Source organism: Halorubrum sp. Atlit-8R (assembly GCF_003666025.1).
GTDB lineage: Archaea > Halobacteriota > Halobacteria > Halobacteriales > Haloferacaceae > Halorubrum > Halorubrum salinarum.
The window spans coordinates 365,252-385,108 of record NZ_QPLV01000002.1; the positions used below are offsets into that span (position 1 = coordinate 365,252).

18 protein-coding genes are annotated in these 19,857 nt (G+C 73.1%); 8 read left to right on the forward strand and 10 right to left on the reverse strand.

Annotated features, from left to right (window positions below; all coding sequences use genetic code 11):
- Positions 1–26 precede the first annotated feature (26 nt).
- Positions 27–1,808: a DNA mismatch repair endonuclease MutL gene (gene mutL / locus DVK05_RS07665; protein WP_121562791.1), complete on the reverse strand. Its 1,782-nt coding sequence runs from the start codon at positions 1,806–1,808 to the stop codon at positions 27–29.
- Entirely contained in the window at positions 1,798–4,680 is a 2,883-nt protein-coding gene (gene mutS / locus DVK05_RS07670) for a DNA mismatch repair protein MutS (RefSeq protein ID WP_121562792.1), read from the reverse strand. Before mutS ends, mutL begins: the two co-directional genes overlap by 11 nt.
- A 112-nt stretch (positions 4,681–4,792) precedes the next feature.
- On the opposite strand from mutS, the gene DVK05_RS07675 reads away from it, so the two are divergent.
- On the forward strand, positions 4,793–5,329 hold the full coding sequence (locus DVK05_RS07675; protein WP_121562793.1) for a DnaJ domain-containing protein: 537 nt from the start codon (positions 4,793–4,795) through the stop codon (positions 5,327–5,329).
- Between the two features lie 65 nt (positions 5,330–5,394).
- Here DVK05_RS07675 and DVK05_RS07680 read toward each other — a convergent pair whose 3' ends face one another.
- On the reverse strand, positions 5,395–6,081 hold the full coding sequence (locus DVK05_RS07680) for a molybdenum cofactor guanylyltransferase (protein WP_121562794.1): 687 nt from the start codon (positions 6,079–6,081) through the stop codon (positions 5,395–5,397).
- Positions 6,082–6,223: 142 nt separating this feature from the next.
- Between DVK05_RS07680 and pdxS the strand changes: the two genes are divergently transcribed.
- Positions 6,224–7,132: a pyridoxal 5'-phosphate synthase lyase subunit PdxS gene (pdxS, locus tag DVK05_RS07685; protein ID WP_121562795.1), complete on the forward strand. Its 909-nt coding sequence runs from the start codon at positions 6,224–6,226 to the stop codon at positions 7,130–7,132.
- Positions 7,133–7,471: 339 nt separating this feature from the next.
- Here the strand turns inward: pdxS and DVK05_RS07690 are convergent, their stop codons facing one another.
- The 5 genes from DVK05_RS07690 to DVK05_RS07710 all read right to left on the reverse strand — a co-directional run bounded on the left by DVK05_RS07690 (position 7,472) and on the right by DVK05_RS07710 (position 12,315).
- On the reverse strand, positions 7,472–7,948 hold the full coding sequence (locus DVK05_RS07690; RefSeq protein WP_121562796.1) for a hypothetical protein: 477 nt from the start codon (positions 7,946–7,948) through the stop codon (positions 7,472–7,474).
- Between the two features lie 96 nt (positions 7,949–8,044).
- Positions 8,045–8,452, reverse strand: coding sequence for a hypothetical protein (locus DVK05_RS07695; RefSeq protein WP_121562797.1), 408 nt, complete (start codon positions 8,450–8,452; stop codon positions 8,045–8,047).
- A gap of 475 nt (positions 8,453–8,927) precedes the next feature.
- On the reverse strand, positions 8,928–10,100 hold the full coding sequence (locus tag DVK05_RS07700; protein ID WP_121562798.1) for an ABC transporter permease: 1,173 nt from the start codon (positions 10,098–10,100) through the stop codon (positions 8,928–8,930).
- On the reverse strand, positions 10,097–10,915 hold the full coding sequence (locus DVK05_RS07705) for an ABC transporter ATP-binding protein (RefSeq protein WP_394338856.1): 819 nt from the start codon (positions 10,913–10,915) through the stop codon (positions 10,097–10,099). The genes DVK05_RS07700 and DVK05_RS07705 overlap by 4 nt, the downstream gene beginning before the upstream one ends.
- On the reverse strand, positions 10,912–12,315 hold the full coding sequence (locus tag DVK05_RS07710) for a hypothetical protein (protein WP_121562799.1): 1,404 nt from the start codon (positions 12,313–12,315) through the stop codon (positions 10,912–10,914). The genes DVK05_RS07705 and DVK05_RS07710 overlap by 4 nt, the downstream gene beginning before the upstream one ends.
- Before the next feature lie 232 nt (positions 12,316–12,547).
- Here DVK05_RS07710 and psmA point away from each other — a divergent pair, with 232 nt between their 5' ends.
- The 4 genes from psmA (at position 12,548) to DVK05_RS07730 (ending at position 15,130) form a co-directional block, all read left to right on the forward strand.
- Complete coding sequence (psmA, locus tag DVK05_RS07715; RefSeq protein ID WP_199712296.1) at positions 12,548–13,315, forward strand: archaeal proteasome endopeptidase complex subunit alpha; 768 nt, start codon at positions 12,548–12,550, stop codon at positions 13,313–13,315.
- A 106-nt stretch (positions 13,316–13,421) separates the two neighbouring features.
- Positions 13,422–13,820: a helix-turn-helix domain-containing protein gene (locus tag DVK05_RS07720; RefSeq protein WP_121562801.1), complete on the forward strand. Its 399-nt coding sequence runs from the start codon at positions 13,422–13,424 to the stop codon at positions 13,818–13,820.
- Between the two features lie 85 nt (positions 13,821–13,905).
- Complete coding sequence (locus DVK05_RS07725) at positions 13,906–14,157, forward strand: hypothetical protein (protein ID WP_121562802.1); 252 nt, start codon at positions 13,906–13,908, stop codon at positions 14,155–14,157.
- Positions 14,158–14,218: 61 nt separating this feature from the next.
- The gene (locus tag DVK05_RS07730; RefSeq protein ID WP_121562803.1) at positions 14,219–15,130 is read left to right on the forward strand and encodes an acetamidase/formamidase family protein; all 912 of its coding nucleotides are present in this window, start codon (positions 14,219–14,221) and stop codon (positions 15,128–15,130) included.
- A gap of 61 nt (positions 15,131–15,191) precedes the next feature.
- Here the strand turns inward: DVK05_RS07730 and DVK05_RS07735 are convergent, their stop codons facing one another.
- Complete coding sequence (locus DVK05_RS07735; protein WP_121562804.1) at positions 15,192–17,189, reverse strand: ATP-binding protein; 1,998 nt, start codon at positions 17,187–17,189, stop codon at positions 15,192–15,194.
- Between the two features lie 152 nt (positions 17,190–17,341).
- Between DVK05_RS07735 and DVK05_RS07740 the strand changes: the two genes are divergently transcribed.
- Positions 17,342–17,704, forward strand: a complete 363-nt coding sequence (locus tag DVK05_RS07740) for a DUF5518 domain-containing protein (RefSeq protein ID WP_121562805.1) — start codon at positions 17,342–17,344, stop codon at positions 17,702–17,704.
- Between the two features lie 76 nt (positions 17,705–17,780).
- Positions 17,781–18,131 (forward strand): DUF5518 domain-containing protein, encoded by a 351-nt coding sequence (locus DVK05_RS07745; protein WP_121562806.1) that lies wholly within the window; start codon positions 17,781–17,783, stop codon positions 18,129–18,131.
- A gap of 15 nt (positions 18,132–18,146) precedes the next feature.
- Here the strand turns inward: DVK05_RS07745 and DVK05_RS07750 are convergent, their stop codons facing one another.
- Positions 18,147–19,817: a tryptophan--tRNA ligase gene (locus DVK05_RS07750; RefSeq protein WP_121562807.1), complete on the reverse strand. Its 1,671-nt coding sequence runs from the start codon at positions 19,815–19,817 to the stop codon at positions 18,147–18,149.
- Between the last annotated feature and the right edge of the window lie 40 nt (positions 19,818–19,857).

Sequence of the window (19,857 nt, forward strand, 5' to 3'; positions counted from 1 at the left end):
TCCGAGCGCCGAGCGCCCCGGGTTCCTCACCGGTCCCGCCCGAACCCGGCCGCGAACGTCGCCGCGTCGACGGAGAGGACGGTCGGTCGGCCGTGCGGGCAGGCGTACGGCCGGTCGCACTCGCCGAGGCGGTCGAGCAGGTTCCGGAGGTCGCCGTCGCCGAGGGCGGCGAAGTCGCCCCGCTTCAGCGACGGGTGACACGCGAGGTCCGCCAGCAGGTCGTCGCGCGCGTCCCGCGCCGTCCCGGAGTCGGCCCCCGAGAGCGCCGCGAGCGCGTCGCGGAAGGCGTCCGCGTCGGCGGCCCGCCCGAACGGCGCGGGGACGGTCCGGAGCCGTCGCGTGCCGCCGCCGAACGGCTCGGTCTCGAAGCCGAGCGCGGCGAGGTCGTCGGCGTGCGCCCGCGCGGCCGCCGCCTCGTCGGTCGACAGCGAGACGGTCGCGGGCGGGTCCAGCGGCGCGGTCGGCACCGGATCGCCGTCGAACGCGCGCGCCAGCCGCTCGTAGTTCACGCGCTCGTGGGCGGCGTGGCCGTCGATAACGAGGAGTTCGTCGCCGGACTCGACGAGGACGTAGAGGTCGCGGAAGACGCCGATCGGCTCGGCGTCGGCGAAGGCGCCGGCCCGCGAGCCGTCCCCCTCGCCGACCGGGTCGAGCGCGCTGTCGAGGTCGGTGGCGACGTCCGCGGCGCGCCGGAGGTCGGCGCCGGTGAGCGCGTCCCCGACGACCGACGCCACCGCGTCCGCGACCGCGTCGGCGTCGCGGAGCCCTACCTCCCGCTTCGCCGGGTGGACGTTCGGGTCGACGCGCTCGGGCGGGAGCGACACGTCGACCGCGGCGACCGGCTCGCGGCCGTCCGAGAGGAGGCGGCCGTAGCCCTCGCGGACCGCGGCCGCGAGCCGGTCGTTCCGGACCGGGCGGCCGTTCACCGAGACGCGGACGTGGTCGCGCGTCGCCCGGGTGATCGAGGGGTACGCCAGCGCGCCCGAGACCCCGACCGAAGTTCCCCCCGCGTCGGCGCTCGCGTCGACGGTCGTCGACCGGCTCGCGGTGTCGCGGTCGTACACGCCGAGGAGGGCGTCGGTGCGGTCGGTCCCGGGCGTCGACAGCGTCGCCGACCCGTCGTGGTCGAGCGAGAAGGCGACCGAGGGGTTCGCCAGCGCGTAGTCGGCGACGAGCGAGGAGATCCGCTCGAACTCCGCGCTCGCGCCCGCGAGCGACTCCCGGCGCGCGGGCCGCGTCGCGAACAGGTCCTCGACGACGACCGTCGTCCCGCGGGCGCGGCCCGCCGGTTCGACCTCGACGCTCGGCGTCGCGTCCGCCCCCTCCGCGCCGTCCGCGGTCGGGGCGGTCCCGTCGACGACGACCCGCGTGCCGACCCCGTCGCCGGGGCTCGTCACGAGTTCGAGCCGGGCGGCCTCGGCGATGGCCGCGAGCGCCTCGCCGCGGAAGCCGAGCGAGTCGACCCCGACCGGGTCGCCGTCGGGCGCCAGCTTGCTCGTCGCGTGGCGCTCGACGGCGCGGGCCGCGTCCGCGCGGGCCATCCCCCTGCCGTCGTCCGCGACGCGGATCCGGTCGGTGCCGTCGCCGTCGACCGCGATCTCGACCCGAGAGGCGCCGGCGTCGAGCGCGTTGTCGACGAGTTCGCCGACGACCCTCGCCGGTCGGGTGACCACCTCGCCGGCCGCGATCCGGTCGACGGTCGCTCCGTCGAGTCGGCGGACGCGACCCTCCTCGTCGCCCGGGTCGCCGGCGCCCGAGGCGCGGTCGCCGCCCGCCGCGCCCCGGCCGGCGTCGGGCTCACCCGTCATCGTCGACTCGCGACTGGAGGTCGTGGAGGGCGTTCAGCGCCTCGATCGGCGTCATCCGGGCGAGGTCGAGGTCGCGGAGCGCCGCGGCGAGGTCGGGGGACGTGCCGGGCGCGGTCTCGCCGTCGGCCTCGTTCGACGGCTGCGCACGGTCGCCCTCGGTGGGGGTCTCGGCGGCGGGGTCGCGCGCCGCTGGACCGCCCCCGTCTCCCTGCTCCGACGCCTCCTCGGCGAGGAACTCCCGCAGCGACGCGTCGCCGTCGCGGTCCCCGTCGGCCGGTTCGCCCTCGTCGGTCGCCGCCGCGTCGTCGACCGGGCCCTCGGGGTCGGTTCCGCTCGGGTCCCGGCCCCGCTCCGCCTCCTCCGCGGCGACCAGGTCGCGCGCGCGGTCGACGACCGGCCCGGGGACCCCCGCCAGCTCCGCGACCTCGACGCCGTACGACGACGAGGAGGCGCCGGGGACGACCCGGTGGAGGAACGTCACGTCGCCGTCCTCGCGGGTGGCGGTGAAGTGGAGGTTGAAGACGCGCTCGCGCTCCTCGGCCAGGTCCGTGAGGCCGTGGTAGTGAGTGGCGAAGAGGGCGGTCGCGCCGAGCTCGTCGTGGAGGAACTCCGCGGCCGCGCGGGCGATGGCCCGCCCGTCGGTGGTGGCGGTGCCGCGGCCGACCTCGTCGAGCAGGACGAGCGAGTCGGCGCCCGCGTCGTGGAGGATCTCAGTCAGCTCGCTCATCTCGCGCATGAACGTCGACTGCCCGCCCGCGATGTCGTCGGAGGCGCCGACGCGGGTGAACAGCCGGTCGAAGACCGGGAGCGACGCCGCCTGCGCGGGGACGAACGACCCGGTCTGCGCGAGCACGACCGCGAGCGCGACCGACCGCATGTACGTCGACTTCCCGCTCATGTTCGGCCCCGTGATCACGGCGACCGAGCCGCGCGGGAGGTCCGCGTCGTTGGGGACGAAGGAGTCCTCGGTCCGCTCGACGACCGGGTGTCTGCCCCCCTCGATCGCGACGCCGGCGTCCGGGTCCGCGCGCAGCTCGGGCCGGACGTAGTCGCCCTCGACCGCGACCGTCGCGAGCGAGGTCAGGGCGTCGAGCTCGGCGAGCGCGTCCGCGAGCCCCTGGATCCGCTCGGTCTCCGCCGCGACGCGCTCGCGGACGTCGACGAACAGCTCGTACTCCAAGGCGTCCGCGCGCTCCGCGGCGCCGACGATCTCCTCCTCGCGCTCCTTCAGCTCCGGGGTGACGTAGCGCTCGCTGTTCTTCAGCGTCTGCCGGCGCCGGTAGTCGTCGGGGACGCGGTCGAGGTTCGCGTCGGTCACCTCGATGTAGTAGCCGTGGACCTGGTTGTGGCCGACCGACAGCGAGTCGATCCCGGTGCGCTCGCGCTCGCTCGCCTCCAGGTCGGCGACCCACTCGCGGCCCTCGCGCTCGGTGGCGCGCAGGTCGTCGAGGTCGCCGTCGAACCCCTCGCGGATCACGCCGCCCTCGGTGATCTCCTGGGGCGGGTCGGCCGCGATCGCCGCGTCGATCAGGTCGCGGACCTCGCCCAGCTCGTCGAGCCGGTCGCGGAGGTCGGCGAGGTGGTCGGTGCGTGGGAGTGCCGGCCCGTCGGCGTCGCCCCCCGTCTCGCGCTCCCCCTCCGCGCCCGCGAGCGTCGCCTTCAGCTCGGGGACGACCGCGAGCGTTCGGTGGAGCGACCGCAGGTCGCGGGCGTCCGCCCGGCCCCGCGAGACCCGGCTCACCAGCCGTTCGAGGTCGTAGGCGGTCGCGAGCGCGTCGGCGACCCCCTCGCGGGCGAGGCTCCGGTCCGCGAGCTCGCCGACCGCGTCGTGGCGGCTCCGGATCGCGTCGGCGTCGACGAGCGGGCGGCGGAGCCAGCGCTCTAAGCACCGTCGGCCGAGCGCGCAGTTCGTCTCGTCGAGCGCGTCGAACAGCGTGTCGCTCGCGCCCAGCCCGCGGTTCTCGAACAGCTCCAGGCTGCGCTGGGCGGCCGCGTCGAGCCGGAGCCGGTCGCGGGGGTCGTACCGCCGGATCCGGGTGACGTACCCGAGCGGCCCGTCGTCGCCCTGGGTGTACTCGGCGTACGCCAGCACCGCGCCGGCCGCCCGCAGCTCCGCGTCCGCGTCGAAGCGCCGCTCGGGCGCCGGGAGGTACGGCTCCAGGCGCTCGCTCGCGCGCCGGCGGTCGAACGCGCCGTCGTCGTACTCGTGGGTCGTCCACCCGCGCTCCGCGTCCGCGGGGTCGAACGCGGGGGCGTCCGGCCCGGCGATGAGCTCCGCCGGCGCGATCCGGTCTAACTCGCCCGCGACCGCGTCCCGGTCGCCCGAGGTGACGAGGCACTCGCCGGTCGAGACGTCGACGGCGGCGAGGCCGACGGTCCCGGAGGAGGAGTCGGTCTCCCCGCCGGCCCCGCCGCCCCCGTCGGCCGCCACCGCCGCGACGTAGTTCGTCGTCCCGGATTCGAGCAGGTCGTCCTCGACGACGGTGCCGGGCGTGATCACCTCGGTGACCGCGCGGTCGACGAGGCCGGACGCCTGCTCGGCGTCCTCGACCTGGTCGCCGAGCGCGACGCGGTAGCCCGCATCGAGCAGCGATTCGAGGTACGGCGCGGCGTTGTCGATCGGGATCCCGGCCATCGGGTAGTCGCCCGTCGAGTCGGACCGCTCCGTCAGCGTCACCTCGCAGACGCGCGCGACGGTCTCGGCCGCCTCGCAGAACGCCTCGTAGAAGTCGCCGACCTGGAACAGCACCAGGGCGTCCTCGTGGGCGGCACAGAGGTCGGCGTACTGCGAGAGCATCGGCGTGAGCTCCTCGCGGGCGGCCGCGATCCCGGGCGGCAGCCCCGTGGCCGTCTCTCGGTCCGCCGGTTCCATACCCCGTGTCCGGGCGGCCGCGGGCATAAACGGTGCGGAGCGGCGCGGACCGCCCCGGTCGAGCCCCCGCCGGCGGCGAGAGCCTTACGGTCCTCCGCCCCCGAATACGGCCGTGACGAACCGAACGATCGTCGTGGGGCTCGCCGGGGCGTTCGTCGGCATGACGGCGCTGCTCGTGATCGGCGGGATCGTCCTCCACCCGATCGCGCTGGCGCTGGCGCTGCCGTTCGGCGCCGTCTCCTACTTCCTCTGGTACCACGCCACCGGGCGCCTCCACGACCAGGCCCGGCGGTCGGCCGAGGCGGCGGGCCCGACGGAGCGCCAGCGCGCCAGGCAGCGCGCCCGCGCCGAGGCCAACCGGGAGCGCGCGTACCGCGCCGCCGGCACCGACGGCGGTCGCGGCGCGACCGGGCGGCGAGGGGGCGCTCGCGGACCGGGCGGACGCGACCCCCGCGACCGCGCGCCCGCCGCCGACCGGATGACCGAGCGCGAGGCGTACGAGACGCTCGGGCTCGACCGCACGGCCGACAGCGAGGCGGTCCGGCGGCGGTACCGCGAGCGCGCGAAGCGGCTCCACCCCGACGGCGAGGACGGCGACGAGGAGGACTTCAAGGAGCTCAACGAGGCGTACGAGGTCCTGAAGGAGTGAGCGGAGCGCGCCCCGCGGCAGCCTGCGAGCGCGGCGGTCCGCGACCGGGACGGTGACGCCGCGGCTCACCCCGCGTCGGTCGCGGCGGCGACCGCCCGCTCCGCCTCGTCGCGCTCGGCCCGCGTGTTGACGTTCGTGAAGGTGCGCTCGGTCGTCAGCGACCGGATCGCCTCGTCGTCGACGACCGCCTCGTTCACCCGGTCCAGCATCGCGAGCACCTTCCGCTCGCCCCAGTCGAGCGCGCGGTCGCAGGCGTCCGCGGCTGGTTCGGCCGCGTAGACGGCCTGCGTCGTCTGGTACCAACGGTCGTCGAGCCGCGGCACCGCCGCGTCGACGCCGGGCTCCGTGGCCAGTTCGCGCAGCGTCGCGAGGAACGACGGGTCGACGAACGGCATGTCGCAGGCGACGACGGCGGCGTAGCGGTCGGTCGCCGCGCGGCAGGCGTTCCGGATACCCGCCAGCGGGCCCAGGTCGGGCTCCTCGTCGAGCGCCCAGCGGACGGGGAGCGGGGTCCCCGACAGGGCCTCGGCGATCGCCTCGCGCTGGTCGGGGCGGCAGTTGACAACGAGTTCGTCGACGACCGGGTCGCCGCCGCTCGCGCGGTCCGCGCCCGGCGGGACCGGGTTGTCGGTCCCCGCGAGCCGGTCCGCGACGCGGCGGATCATCGGCACGCCGGCGATCGGCGCGACGGCCTTGTCGGCGTCGCCGAAGCGCGTCGAGCGGCCGCCGGCGAGGATGGCTCCCGTGGTCACGGCCGCGGCTTGGACGGCGGGGGACTTCGCGGTTGCGGTGGCGAGGCGCGCGCGGCGGTCTGGCGACCCGTGAACGGGGGTTTCGACCGGTCCATCCACCCGAAAGCGACCCGTTAAGTGTCCGGCGCCCCAACCGATATCCATGCCAGAGGCCACGGATCTGGAGGAACTGAAGCGCGGGACCGAGCTGGTCAAGCGCGGCTTCGCACAGATGCAGAAGGGCGGCGTGATCATGGACGTCGTCAACCGCGAGCAGGCCCGCATCGCGGAGGACGCCGGCGCGGTCGCCGTGATGGTCCTCGAACACGTCCCGGCGGACATCCGCAAGCGCGGCGGCGTCGCGCGGATGCCCGACCCCGAGCGCGTCCCGGAGATCATCGACGAGGTGTCGATCCCGGTGATGGGCAAGTCCCGGATCGGCCACCGGAAGGAGGCGGAGATCTTGGAGTCCCTCGGCGTCGACATGATCGACGAGTCGGAGGTCCTGACGCCCGCCGACGACGAGTACCACACCGACAAGCGCGACTTCACGTCGCCGTTCGTCTGCGGCGCCCGGAACCTCCCCGAGGCGCTGCGCCGCATCCGCGAGGGCGCGGCGATGATCCGGACGAAGGGCGAGGCCGGCACGGGTGACGTGAACCAGGCCGTCAAACACCAGCGCACCATCAAGAACCAGATCCGGACGCTCAGCGGCCTCAACTACGAGGAGCGCGAGAAGTGGGCCCGCGAGCACGGCGCCCCGCGCGACCTCGTCCACGAGACCGCCGAGGCCGGCCGCCTCCCGGTCGTCAACTTCGCGGCCGGCGGCATCGCGACGCCCGCCGACGCCGCGCTGATGATGTACCACGGCTGCGACGGCATCTTCGTCGGCTCCGGCATCTTCGGCGCGGAGGACCCCGAGGCGATGGGCACCGCCATCGTCGAGGCCGTCAACAACTGGGACGACCCCGACGAGCTCGCCCGGATCGCGAGCGGCACCGGGAAGGGGATGAAAGGCCAGTCCAACGAGGACATGAAAGAAGAGGAGAAGCTCCAAGGCCGCGGCGTTTAAATAGGCGTTTTCGGCACCACGACGACTTTTTTGATAGACTGCGGTGGCGCGTGCCGACGAGTAGCCGTCAGGCTGCGAGTCGCACGCGCGAGGGACGCCGCGAGCGACCGGAGGGAGCGAGCGGCGAGGCTGGGGAGGCGTGAGGCGTTGTGCGGAGCGGTGCGGGGCGGGACTCAAAGGGACAGTCGCGAGGGCGAAGCCTGACGACGCAAGCACCGCAGTGAGTGAGCGGAGCGAACGAACGAGGAGCGCAGCGAGTCATGCGAGCCCTCGCGACTGGGGCTTTGGAGGTGTTCAATATCGATCCGCAATCAACGAATTATAAGCGAACGAGCGAGTTTATTTGGACCCACTCGTTCGCGTCGACAGCCGACTAACGATCACTCCGACCGGGTACCCGACCAGCCCGATCACGACCGCGAACAGCAGCCCGTATCTGACGCCGATTTCGATCCCGCCGAGCAGTTCCGCACTCGCGGATTGGTACCCGTATCCCATCATTCGCGGATACGAGTACCGGCCCGCGCCCGTCCAGTTACCCGTGAGGTAGCCGACGAGGGGCGGGAAGGCGAACCACCAGAACCCGACGAGCCACAGCGAGCCGACGGTCGGGAGGAGGCCCGCACCCGCGACCCCCGCCGCGACGGCGATCCCGAGCGCCAGCGCGATCCACCAGAGGGAGATCCCGGTGTTCAGTCCGACGGCGAACCCGATGGAGGCGAGCAGGAGGAGCCCGACCACCGCCAGCGGGAGCACCGTCCTCGCCGGGGCGTCGCCGATGAGATGGGGTGACGGGCGGGCGTCTTGGAGGGCCATGATCGTCGGTTGTCCCGCCGCGCGCAAAAGCCGTTTGGGGCCGGGAGTCGGTCGGACCGCGGGGAGGGCGGTCGACGAACTCGACGGGGACGCCGCTCACCGCACGTCGTCGTCGTACACCCACGCCCCCACGACCTCCTCGTCGCCGTCACGACGCCAGCGGACCGTCACGAGGTCCGGGAACCGGATCCGTATCCGCAGCGTCTCCCCGTTGATCGCGTCGTCGGGTCCGAGGTCGTCGTCCAGTTCGGCCCACGCGACGGTGTCGTTCTCGCCCGCCTCGTAGTCCACGCTGACGTTCGTGACGAACACGTCCCCGGCGCGGAGCCGTTCGGTCCCGCCGGTGTGTTCGATCACCAGTCTGCTCGCCACGTCGTCCGCCCCATGGTGCTCGAACGCGAAACAGGCGAGCTCCTCGCAGTCCGTTAGTTCGCGATACCCGATGGCACCGAATCCGACCGCGCCCGCGCCGAGGAGGAGGACCGCTCGTCGCTTGGGGGACATGGCTAGGGCCGAGACGCGGCGATACATAGGCGTTTGGCTGGCCCGTCTTCCTTTATAAATAGTCGATAGTGAATCGACGGGGAACACCACCAAAGCCCCAGTCGCGAGGAGCGCGGACGCTCGCTGCGGTCCTCGGTCACTCGCTACGCTCGTTCCCTGCGGTCCTTGGGTCGCCTCCGCGCTCCTCGCGACTGCCCCTTTGAGTCCCGCCCCGCACCGCTCCGCACCACCGGAAGACGGTCCTGCTCGCTCACTCCGTTCGCTGCGCGGGCTGCGACTTCCGTACACCCGTTCGCTCCCTTCGGTCGCTCACGGGACCGCAGCCTCACGCCTCCCCATCCTCGCCAGTCGCCCTCGCTTCGCTTCGGGCGACTGACTCCCTCGCGGGCGGCTCGCGCCCTGCGGGCGCTCGCCGGCGCGCCGCTCGTGTTTTAAATGGCACGGAGCGGTGCGGCCGGTCGATCGGTCGCCGAGATCAGTTCCGCAGCGCCTCGACCGGCCGCTCGTTGGCGGCCTTCCACGCCGGGTACGCGCCGCTGACGATCCCGACGCCCACGCCGAACACGAGCGCGAGCAGGAGGTAGTAGCCGTTCGTCGGGTCGATCACGAGCGCGGCGTCGACGGCGGGCGTCGCGAGGACGAGCCCGGCGACGAGCAGGACGGTGAGCAGCGTGCCGGCCGCGGCGCCGGCCGCGCCGATCAGGCCGGCCTCCGCGAGCAGGACGCGCAACACGTCGCGGCGGGCGACGCCGACCGCGCGCATCACGCCGATCTCCTGCCGGCGCTCGACGGTGCTCATCAGCATCACGTTGAGGATCGAGACGCCGGCGACGACCAGCGAGATGGCGCCGAGTCCGAGCAGGAACGTCGAGAGCAGGTCGAAGAACTCGTTGATCTCGTCGACGAGGGCGGCCAGCTCGAACAGGTCCACGCGCTCCTCGCGGGCGTTCACCTCCTCGCGGATGGCGTCGGCGGCCGCGCGCGCCTCGGCGCCGGAGTCGGAGATGACGAGCGCCTGCGCGTAGCCGTCGGCCGAGAACGCCGACTCGGGAAGGAAGACGGCGTCGTCGGGCGCCACCGGGCTGAACGTCTGACTCTCGACGAGCACCGCGATCACCCGGACCTGCGAGCCCGCGATCTCGACGGTGTCGCCCGCGCCGGCGTCGAGGTCAGCGGCGATGCCCGCGCCGAGGATCGCGCCCTGTCTGTGCCGCTCGGGGAGCCGCCCTTCGGCGGCCTCGTACGCCAGCGCGGGCTCCTCGATCCCGTATACGGTCGCGAACGTCTGCTCGCCCTGCCGCGCGACCGTGGCGCTATCGGAGTACAGCGGGACGACCGCGGGCTCGCCGACCGCGCGCCGGATGGAGGCCACGTCCGCGTCCGACAGCGACTCCACGCCGGCGTCGGCGTTCGGCGAGACGACGACCTGCGTGCCGATGTCGCCGATGGCGTCGTCGGCGCCGAGCGCCAGCACGTTCCCGAAGATGCCGAGCGCGGCGACCGCGAGCACGCCGATACAGACGCCGAGCACCGCCAGCACCGTCCGCACGCGGTTCCGCCGCAGGTTCCGCGACGCCATCGACACCGCGGGGCGCCAGCCGCGGAGCCAGCCGGCGGAGCCAGCGCCCCTCCGGCCGCCGTCGCTCATCGGTCGTCCCCCGGGTCCGGCAGCCCGCCGGTCAGCACGCCGTCGGTGAGGTCGACGACGCGGTCGGCGTACTCCTCGACGAGCGGGTCGTGCGTGACCGCGACGACGGCGACCCCCTCGGCCTTGACGCGCTCGAACTCCGCGAGGATCGACTCTCCCGTCTCGGTGTCGAGATTCCCCGTCGGCTCGTCCGCGAGCAGCACGTCGGGCTCGTTGATCAGCGCGCGGGCGATGGCGACGCGCTGCTTCTGCCCGCCGGAGAGCTCGCTGGGGTCGTGGTCGAGGCGGTCGCCGAGCCCGAACCGCGCGAGCAGGTCGGCCGCCCGGCCGCTCGCGTCGCCGGGGTCGAACGCGGTCGGCATCGCGACGTTCTCGACGGCCGTCAGCGTCGGCAGCAGGTGGAAGTCCTGGAAGACGAACCCGATCGACTCCTTGCGGGCCCGCGTCCGCTCGGCGACGGAGAGGTTCGTCACGTCGGTCCCGTTCAGCAGGCGCCGGCCCGCGGTGGGGTCGTCGAGCAGCCCGAGCACGTTCAGCAGCGTCGACTTCCCGGAGCCGCTGGGGCCGACGACCGCGACGAACTCGCCGGGCCGGACCGCGAAGTCGACGTGATCGAGCGCGACGACCGGCTCGCCGCCGCCGCTCGGGTAGCGCTTCACCACGTCCCGCAGCGCGACGCCGAACTCGCCGTCCACTGCGGGGTCCGTCGTTCGATCGACCGCGGAGTCGCCGCTCACCGCGTCGTCGAGCGGGTCGGCCGCGGAGTCGTCGCTCACCGCGTCACCCGTCGCGTCGGCCGCGGCGTCCCCGCTCACGGCGCCGACCCGCCGCGTCGCCGCCCCGTCGACCCGCCGATCCGTCCGGTCCTGACGGCGAGGCCGACCGCGCCGGCCAGGCCGACGAGCGCGAGGCCGCTCGCGACCGCGCCCGCGGCGCCCACGCCGCCGACGCCGATCCGACCGAGCGTGCCGCCGCTCTCCCCGTCGTCGTCGGCCTCGGGCGCCGCCACCGTCAGCGTCTCCGTGTACCGGACGCCACGCTCGGTGTAGGTGACGCGGATCGGTATCTCGTCGGCGACGGAGGCGTTCACCGCGGTCGTCAGGTCGAACCCGACGAAGTCGCTCGGGCCGAGGGTGCCGACGAAGTACTCGCCGCCCGCGGCGGTCGGCTCGACGCCCGGCGCGTCGCCGACCGAGACGACCGCGCCGGTCATCTCGCCGCCGCCGGCGTTGCCGAGGTTCGCGTCGACGACGACGCCGTCGGCGGTCTCCCGCACGGTCGCGTCGGTGACGGTCGGCGCGGCCTCGCGGACCGGGTACGTCACCGTCGACTGCGCGCTGCGGTCCGCGCCCCGGTCGTCGAACCGGTCCGTGTCGGCGCGGAAGGCGGCGGTGACCGTCACCGCCGACCGCCGGTCGAGCGGGCCGAGGTCGACGATCACCCGCCGCTCCTCGCCGGGCGCCACGTCCTCGACGACGAACGGGCCGACCGAGACGGTCCGCTCGTCGCCGGCGACCGCGGTCCCGACCGCGCGGAGGCTCACCCGGTCGGCGGTCGTCGTGCCGGTGTTGACCACCGTCACCTCGACGGGCGAGTCGGCGACCGGGGGCGCGTCGCCCTGGCCGCCCGCGTCGCCGGTGTCGAGGCCGCCGCCACCGCCGAAGATGCCCTGGATGCCGCCGACGCCGAGGTCGCCGGCCGAACTCTCACTTCCCTCGTCGCTCTGGAGGTCCTCGGGGTCGAGCGCGCGGGTCCGGAGGTCGAGCGCGACCTGTGTCGGCCGGACCTCGATCACAGTGTCCCGGCTGACGGTCACGAGTTCGCCGGTCGTCGACTGGTTCGCGACCGCTTCGACGGTGAGCCGCTTCGCGCCCGGCTCGTCGAACGACGTCCACAGCGTCGCGTCGAGCGAGTCGCCGGCGGAGAGCGCGCCGACGCCCGAGACGCTGTCGAGCACGTCGCCGTCGGCGTTCCGGACGCGGACCGTCGTGACGTTCGCCGCCGCGTCGCTGCCGCCGGAGTTCGAGACGGTGACGTTCAGCGCCGTCCGCTCCCCGACGGTCGGGTCGCCCGGGGAGGCCCCCACCTCGCCGACGGTGATCCGCGCGTCCGGGACCGCCGCCGCGCCGCCCACCGCGAAGGCCCCGCCGATCGTCGCGAGAAGGGTCACGGCGGCCAGTAGCGCGGCCGTGGATGGTGTACGAGTCAATGTCATACCATCTACGCGATACCCGTGGATATATCCGTCGGCGACGGAAGCGACGCCCCTAACCAATTCAGCGACGGGCGCGACGGGAGCTCCCCCGGCGGTCGCTCGGGGGCAGGGAGCCGCCGGGCTCGCGGTTTCGACGGCCTCCGAGACGTACCGGTTACGGATGCTTTTTCAACGGGCCGACGTAAGTAGCGGTAATGAGCGAACGCGACACCGCGCGAGCGGGTGATGGGCGATGATGGGGAACAACGACCAGCAGGCGTACGACCGCGGCACGTCGCTGTTCTCGCCGGACGGGCGCATCTACCAGGTCGAGTACGCCCGCGAGGCGGTCTCGCGCGGCGCGCCGAGCGTCGGCGTCCGGACGACCGACGGCGTCGTGTTCGTCGCGATGTCCCGCCCCTCCTCGTCGCTGATGGAGGCCGAGAGCATCGAGAAGCTCCACAAGCTCGACGACCACGTCGGGACCGCGAGCGCCGGCCACGTCGCCGACGCCCGCCAGCTGATCGACCTCGCGCGCCGCCAGTCGCAGGGGAACCGCCTGCGCTACGGCGAGCCCGTCGGCGTCGAGACGCTGACGAAGTTCGTCACCGACCACATCCAGGAGAACACCCAGCGCGGCGGCACGCGCCCCTACGGCGCCGCCCTCCTCATCGGCGGCATCGACGACGGCGAGCCGCGCCTGTTCGCGGCCGACCCCTCGGGCACGCCGAACGAGTGGAAGGCGACCGTCATCGGCGGCGGTCGGCAGGATATCCAGGGCCACCTCGAAGACGAGTGGCGCGACGACCTCTCGCTCGCCGAGGGCATCGAACTCGCGGTCGCGGCGCTGGCCGCTCACGACGACGAGTTCGAGCCCGCCGACCTCGCGGTCGCGACCGTGACCGAGGCCGACGGCTTCCGGACGGTGCCGGTCGAGGAGGTCGAGACCGCGTTCGAGGCGGCCGGCCTCGACGCCGACGACGAGGCGGACGCCGACGGCGACGCCGGCGCAGACGAGTAGCGACCCCTCGGGCGGGTCGCGGTCGGCGCTCGGCGGCGGAGTGCGCGGAATTGTATGTCCCACACACAACACTTTTAGCGGCGGAACGCCTTACCTACGACGTAAAATGCCCGATTCGATGTCCGAACAGCTCCAGCGGGACATGGAGTGCGAGGGGTTACTCGAGTGTTTCCACGGCCTGAAGCAGTTGGACAAGGACTGTTACCAGGCGCTCGTCTCGGCCGACGAGGCGCTCACGATCGACGAGGTGGCCGAGCGCGTCGACCGGGAGCGCTCCACCGCCTACCGCGCGGTCCAGCGGCTCCTCAAGGCCGGCTTCATCCAAAAGGAGCAGATCAACTACGAGCAGGGGGGATACTACCACGTGTACCGGCCGACGGACCCGTCGCAGATCGCCGACGACATGCAGCGGATGCTCAACGACTGGTACGCGAAGATGGGCCAGCTCATCGGCGAGTTCGAGGAGAAGTACGACCGCCCCGAGCGCGCCGCCGTCGAGAGCTGAGGCGGGGCGCGCCCCGACTGACGACCGCGACCGCGACGGCGACGCGGACCGGTGGCGTTACGCCGTTCGAGGCCGCACGACCGGTATGGCGACGACCGTCCGCTGTGACGACTGTTCGTACGAGGAGGCGTTCGACTCCCTCCGGCGGGCGCGGACGGCCGTGAGCGAACACGAGCGCTCGACCGGCCACGCGGTCGCGTGGGAAATTGAGTCGCTGGCCGGCGGCGTCGAGCGCGCCGGCGCCGACGCGGGCGTGTGCGGCCGGCCGGAGTGCGCGAACCCCGACTCGCCGCTGCTCGACCGCGACGCCGCACGCGGGGGCGACCCCGACGACTGACGGCCCAGCCCCGTCCGCCCGCGGCGGAGGTTTTTGGTCCCGCCGCCCGGAGCGAGAGTCGATGTCACGAGAAGTCGTCTCACACCGCGACGGCCACGTGTACGAGTTCGGTCCGGAGATGGACCCGGTCTACGAGGCCGCGGACGGCGAGTCGCTGACGATCGAGACGGTCGACAGCCTGAACGGCGCGATCCAGGAGGACGACGACCTGCTCGACGCGATCCCGGAGGAGGTCAACGCCGCGACGGGGCCGATCGCCGTGGCCGGCGCGAGCCCGGGCGACGTCCTCGCGGTCGAGATAGAGGACGTGCGCGTCGCGGAGGACCGCGGCCGGGTGCTCACCGCCCCCGGGTTCGGACTCCTCCAGGACGACCCCGAGATCGACCACCCCGCGACGCGGATCACCGAGGTCGACGCAGACGCGGAGGCGGTCGACTTCGAGGGGATCGACGTGCCGATCGAGCCCGTGATCGGGACGATCGGCGTCGCCACGGACGGCGAGACGGTCTCGACGCTCACGCCCGACGACCACGGCGGGAACCTCGACACGACCGACGTGACCGGCGGGACGACCGTCTACTTCCCCGTCTTTCAGGAAGGGGCGATGCTGGCGCTGGGCGACGCGAAGGCCGCGATGGCGGACGGCGAGATGTGCGGGACGGGCGCCGAGATAGCGGTCGAGGTCGACGCGACGCTGTCGGTGATCGAGGACCCCGCCGTCTCGCCCGCCCGCCCCCTCCTCGACACCGGCGACGCCGTGAAGACCGTCGCGAGCGCCGAGACGATGGAGGCGGCGGTCGAGCTGGCGAACGCCGACATGCTGGACCTGCTTTCGCACCACCACGGGTTCTCGCGCACCGAGGCGTACCTCTTCTCCAGCCTCGTCGGCGGCCTGGAGGTCAGTCAGGTGGTCGACCCGCAGGTGACGGCGCGGAACGCGGTGCCGAGCGAGTACCTCTCGCTGCCGTTCTGACCCCCTACACCGCGTCCCCCTGGGTCGTACTCATCGCGTCGACCGGTCGACCCGGCCGGTCTCAGCGCTCGGACCGCTCGGCGAACCGCCGCGCGGCGTCGCTCAGCCCGCCGCCGGTCGGCGTCTCGGTCCGCTCCGACTCGGCGGCCTCGCCGGCCTCGGCCGCCGCCTCTCCGTCGCCGTCGGTCGCGTCGGCGTCGGTGCCGACCCCCTCGGCCTCCCCGGGTGCCGCGCCGGCACCGTCTCGGGCGGCCGCACCCTCGTCGGGGTCGGCGGCCGCCCCCTCCCCGACCTCGGCCGGGTCGGCGTCCGGCGGATAGCTCAGTTCGGCGGGGGGGACGAAGGCGGTCTCGACGGCGCGGACGATCTCGCGGACCTGCGCCTCGTCGAGGCGGTCCGCGTACGCCTCGCGGACGAGGTCCGGGACCGCGTACGCGTAGTGGCCGCGGCCGGCGTGGCGGATGAGCCCCGCGCGCCGGATCGGCCGGTGGCGGCTGTAGGCGTGCCCGGAGTCGCCGTCGCCGCCGGCGTCGATGTGGGCCGCGACGGGGTCGCTGGCGCCCTCGCGGCGGTAGTGACGGAGCATGCCGCGCGAGAGCTCCGGGAGCGCCTCGATCCGCGAGCGCAGCTCCTCGATCACCGCCTCGCGGGTGCCGAGCTCTATCGCGTCGTCGAACCGGAGCGCGCTCTCGGCCACGTCGTCGCGGGTGACCGGGTCGACGTCGTCCGGCGGGGCGGGGTCGGACTCGGCCGCGGCGTCGCCGTCTGCGGCCGCGGCGTCCGGATCCGACGAATCGCCGTCGGCGGACGCGGCCGGCTCCGCGTCTCCCTCGGCGCCGCCGTCGGCGGAGGGCGCCGCCTCGCTCGCGGGCTCGTCGTCGCCCTTCGTGGCGGCGACCGCCTCGTCGTACGACTTGAGCACGGACTGCCCGTCGTCGCCGTCGGCCGCGGCGTCGGAGGGATCGGCGCCGACCCGGGGCCGGCCGCCGCCGCTCCGGTACGGCGCCTCGGCCTTGCCGAGGAGCGCCTGCGCGAACTGGTCGGCCATGTCGCTCAGGTCGCGGGCCTCCTCCAGTTCGCGTTCGAGGTCGGCGATCCGGCGGTCCTTCTTCTCCAGTTCCTGTTTGAGGTCGGCGATCTCGGACTCGCGGCGCTCCTTCTCGTCGGAGATCGACTGGAGCTCGCCGACGAGGTCGCTGGAGACGGACTTCAGTTCGGGGCGCTCGAAGTCGTCGAGCCCGGGGGTCGCGCCCGCGTCGAACGTCTCCTTGCGGTGGAACTGGATCCGGCGGATCGACTCGTCCCAGTCGGTCATCAGGAACGCCTCGCCGTCGCCCAAGTCCTCCACCGCGCTCGCGTACTTCGACCCGAGGATGCGCCCGACGACCTTCGTGTCGTTGTCCCACGTGAGCCGGTGCCAGCAGAGCCAATCGCACTGGGTGATGAAGTCCTTTTTCACGTCGGCGGGGCGCTGGCTGATCCCGACGATGCCGAGGCCGTGTTTCCGACCGCGCTTGCCCACCTTGATCAGCATCTTCCCCGTCTCGTCCATCCCGCCGCCCTCGGGGATGTACTCGTGGCACTCCTCGATGACGAGGAGGAAGGGCTTCTTCATCCGCTTCTCCTTGGCGAACAGCTGTCTGACGACCGCCAGGAGGAGCTCGTTTGCGGTCTCCTCTTCGAGGTAGCCGGAGACGTCCAAGATGATCGGGACGTTCTGGTCGAGCGCGAGCGTCGCGAGCTTCTCGGCGTGTTCGGGGGAGACGACGATGTCGCACTCCTCGTCGGCGCCGGCGTGGAGGATCTCGTACTCCTCTTTCAGGCCGTAGTACTCCCCGTCCGTGTCGACGATCATCACGGGGAACCCGTTGTCGAGCAGGTTCTCGATGACGACGCTCGCGGTGTTACTCTTCCCGGACCCGCTTTTCCCCGTGATAAACGAGCGGCCGGTGAGCACGTCGACCACCGGGAGTTCCACCGGCGCGCCCGGCTCCGCCGTCGCGTCGCCGCCGATCCCCTCGCTGACGTCCGCGACGTGGATCGTCTCCTCCTCGCTCATACCCGTGAGAGGTGGCGCCCGCCTCATAAACTATCGCCTCGCTCGCCGCCCGGGCGGGCCGCTCTGCCGGCGGTCGCGTCGCCGACCGACCGCGACCGGGCCGCCCTCGGGCGTCCGCAAGACGTATGCCGTCCCCGGGAGTCCGACCGCACATGGACACGGACAACGCCCTCCTCAACGCGGTCGTCGGCGCGATCGCGTCGGCCCTCCTCTCGTTCACCGGCATCTCACCCCTCCTCGGCGGCGCGGTCGCCGGGTACCTGAACGGCGACGACGGCCTCCGGGTCGGCGCGCTCTCCGGCGCGATCGCGTCGATCCCGATCGTCGGACTGCTGCTGCTCGCGCTGGTGGTGCTCCCGTTCCTGGGCCTCTTCGGGTTCCCGCTCGAAGCCGGTCTCGCGGCCGGCGGCGTGTTCCTGGTCGCCGCCCTGATCGTGTTGGGCGGCGTCGCTTACAGCGTGGTGTTGAGCGCGCTCGGCGGACTGCTGGGCGTGTACGTGAAAAACGAACTCTGAGGCGCGCACGCGGCAGCGCCGAGCCGACGCCGCGACGGCCGCAAGAGGTATCTGACCGCCGAGAGTCGGTGTCCGAATGGACACGCAAAACACGTACGTCAACGCGCTCGTCGGCGCGGTCGCGACGGCCCTGCTCTCGTTCACCGGCATCTCGCCCCTCCTCGGCGGGGCGGTGGCGGGTTACCTCGAAGGCGGCGACGCGCGCGACGGCCTCCGGGTCGGCGCGATCTCCGGCGCGATCGCGTCGATCCCGGCGTTCGGGATCTTGATCGTGGTCCTGTTCCTGATCCCGGTCGCCCCGGATCCCGGCGTCGTGATCGGCGGCGGCCTGATCGCCCTCGCGCTCGTCGCGCTCGTGTTCGGCTACGTGGTGACGTTCAGCGCGGTCGGCGGGCTCGTCGGCGCGTACGCGAAGCGGGAACTGTAGGTCGCGGCGGCGCCGTCAGTGCTCGCCGCCCGTGCCGCGCCGGTCGGAGTCGAGGTCGATGTCGAGGTTCTCAAGCAGTTCCTCGGCCTCCTCGCGCTTCTCCTGGTGGTCTTCGAGGAACTCGCGCATCAGCTCGGCGGCCTGCTCCTTACAGCCGCCACAGAGTCGCTCGCCGTTGACGCACTCCGAGTACACCTCCTTCGTCAGCTCGTCGTCGTCGCCCGCGAGCAGGTAGGCGTATAGCTCGTAGACGGGGCACTCGTCGGCCTCGCCGCCGAGCTCGCGCTGCTCTTCGGCGGTGTCGCGCCCGCCGGTCGTCGCCGCCTTCACCTTGTCGTAGCCGTCCTCGGGGTCGTCGAGCAGCGAGATGTGGCTCGCCGGGATCGACGAGGACATCTTCCCGCCGGTGAGCCCGGTCATGAAGCGGTGGTAGATCGAGGAGGGCTGCCGGAAGCCGAACCCGTCGTGGTCGATCTCGACCTCCCGGGCGACCGACTCCGCCTCGCCGCGGGTGAGGTCGAAGGCGTCGACGTGGCCCTCGAACACGCGCTTCTCGCCGTCGACCGCCTCGATCAGCGCCTCGAACGCCTCGTCGGTGGCGTTGCGGTCGAAGAAGCGCACGCGAGGCCGGAGCGGCTCTTTCCCGCCGGCGCGGAGCTTGTCGAGCGCGGTCGCCTTCGCGGCCGCGAGGTCGACGCTCTCGCGGTCGCTCTCGGGCGGCTCGTAGTCGGCGAGCCACTCGGCGGCGTCCTCGCAGCGCACGTCTGGGTCGTCGCCGTCGGCGGCGCGATCCGCCGCGAGCGCGTCGTAGGCGGCCCGGACCAGCTGCCGCTCGTCGTCGTCGAGCTCGAAGGAGGCGAACGCCTCGGTCACCTTGAAGTAGCGCACGCGGGTCGCCAGGTCCCGGGTGAGCCGGACGTGGGGGTCCTGGTCCGGGCCGACCGGGATCACCGTGGGCTTCGGCTCGTCGACGAGCTGGGGGTAGAGGATGTCCGCCGTCTGGGTGATCACGCTCTGCATGTGCGAGATGTTGGTCTCGCCGTCGAAGCCGTAGATCGCCTCGAACTCCGAGAAGTTCGCCTTCGAGCCCAGCTCGAACCCGAGGTCCTGGACCTCGCGGTTGTCGGACTGGCGGTAGATCTCGCCCGCCTCCGCGTCGAAGCCGAGCGCGAGCAGCGAGAGGAGGTAGTTGCGCGCGTGCTCGTCGATCTCGTCCCACGACATGCCGCGCGCCGAGTGGGCTTCGAGGTCGGCGATGAGGCCGAACGCGTCCCCGCCCATCTCCTGGTGCCAGATGATCTCGTCGAACACGAGCTTGTGGCCGATGTGCGGGTCGCCGGTGGGCATGAACCCGGACAGCGCCGCGAACGGCTCGTCGTTCGCCATCGCCTCGGCGACCGCGTCGTACTCGCGGTGGCCGAAGATGACGCCGCGGCGCATCAGGTAGTGCGGGTCCGGAACCTCGTCGGCGACCTCGTCGAACGCCTCGATGCCGAACTCCTCGAACAGGTCCGCGTAGTCGCCGACCGACGCCGACCCCCACGGGTCGAGCGCGACGTCCTCGGTCGGCTCGCCCGCGCGCTCGGTCCCGCCGTCGGTCCGGGGGGCCGTCGACGGCTCGGGGGCGGGGTCGGACCCGCGCCCGTCGCCGCCCGGCGTCGCCCCCTCGGGGGTGTCCTCGTCCATACCACCTCTCCCGTCGGTCGACGCAAAAACCGTTCGCTTG

Bases quoted from the DNA above. Each gene is read 5' to 3' on its own strand.
- mutL (WP_121562791.1), bottom strand. From the start codon at position 1,808: ATGACGGGTGAGCCCGACGCCGGCCGGGGCGCGGCGGGCGGCGACCGC.
- mutS (WP_121562792.1), bottom strand. From the start codon at position 4,680: ATGGAACCGGCGGACCGAGAGACGGCCACGGGGCTGCCGCCCGGGATC.
- pdxS (WP_121562795.1), top strand. From the start codon at position 6,224: ATGCCAGAGGCCACGGATCTGGAGGAACTGAAGCGCGGGACCGAGCTG.
- DVK05_RS07690 (WP_121562796.1), bottom strand. From the start codon at position 7,948: ATGGCCCTCCAAGACGCCCGCCCGTCACCCCATCTCATCGGCGACGCC.
- DVK05_RS07695 (WP_121562797.1), bottom strand. From the start codon at position 8,452: ATGTCCCCCAAGCGACGAGCGGTCCTCCTCCTCGGCGCGGGCGCGGTC.
- DVK05_RS07700 (WP_121562798.1), bottom strand. From the start codon at position 10,100: ATGAGCGACGGCGGCCGGAGGGGCGCTGGCTCCGCCGGCTGGCTCCGC.
- DVK05_RS07710 (WP_121562799.1), bottom strand. From the start codon at position 12,315: ATGACATTGACTCGTACACCATCCACGGCCGCGCTACTGGCCGCCGTG.
- psmA (WP_199712296.1), top strand. From the start codon at position 12,548: ATGATGGGGAACAACGACCAGCAGGCGTACGACCGCGGCACGTCGCTG.
- DVK05_RS07720 (WP_121562801.1), top strand. From the start codon at position 13,422: ATGCCCGATTCGATGTCCGAACAGCTCCAGCGGGACATGGAGTGCGAG.
- DVK05_RS07725 (WP_121562802.1), top strand. From the start codon at position 13,906: ATGGCGACGACCGTCCGCTGTGACGACTGTTCGTACGAGGAGGCGTTC.
- DVK05_RS07730 (WP_121562803.1), top strand. From the start codon at position 14,219: ATGTCACGAGAAGTCGTCTCACACCGCGACGGCCACGTGTACGAGTTC.
- DVK05_RS07735 (WP_121562804.1), bottom strand. From the start codon at position 17,189: ATGAGCGAGGAGGAGACGATCCACGTCGCGGACGTCAGCGAGGGGATC.
- DVK05_RS07740 (WP_121562805.1), top strand. From the start codon at position 17,342: ATGGACACGGACAACGCCCTCCTCAACGCGGTCGTCGGCGCGATCGCG.
- DVK05_RS07745 (WP_121562806.1), top strand. From the start codon at position 17,781: ATGGACACGCAAAACACGTACGTCAACGCGCTCGTCGGCGCGGTCGCG.
- DVK05_RS07750 (WP_121562807.1), bottom strand. From the start codon at position 19,817: ATGGACGAGGACACCCCCGAGGGGGCGACGCCGGGCGGCGACGGGCGC.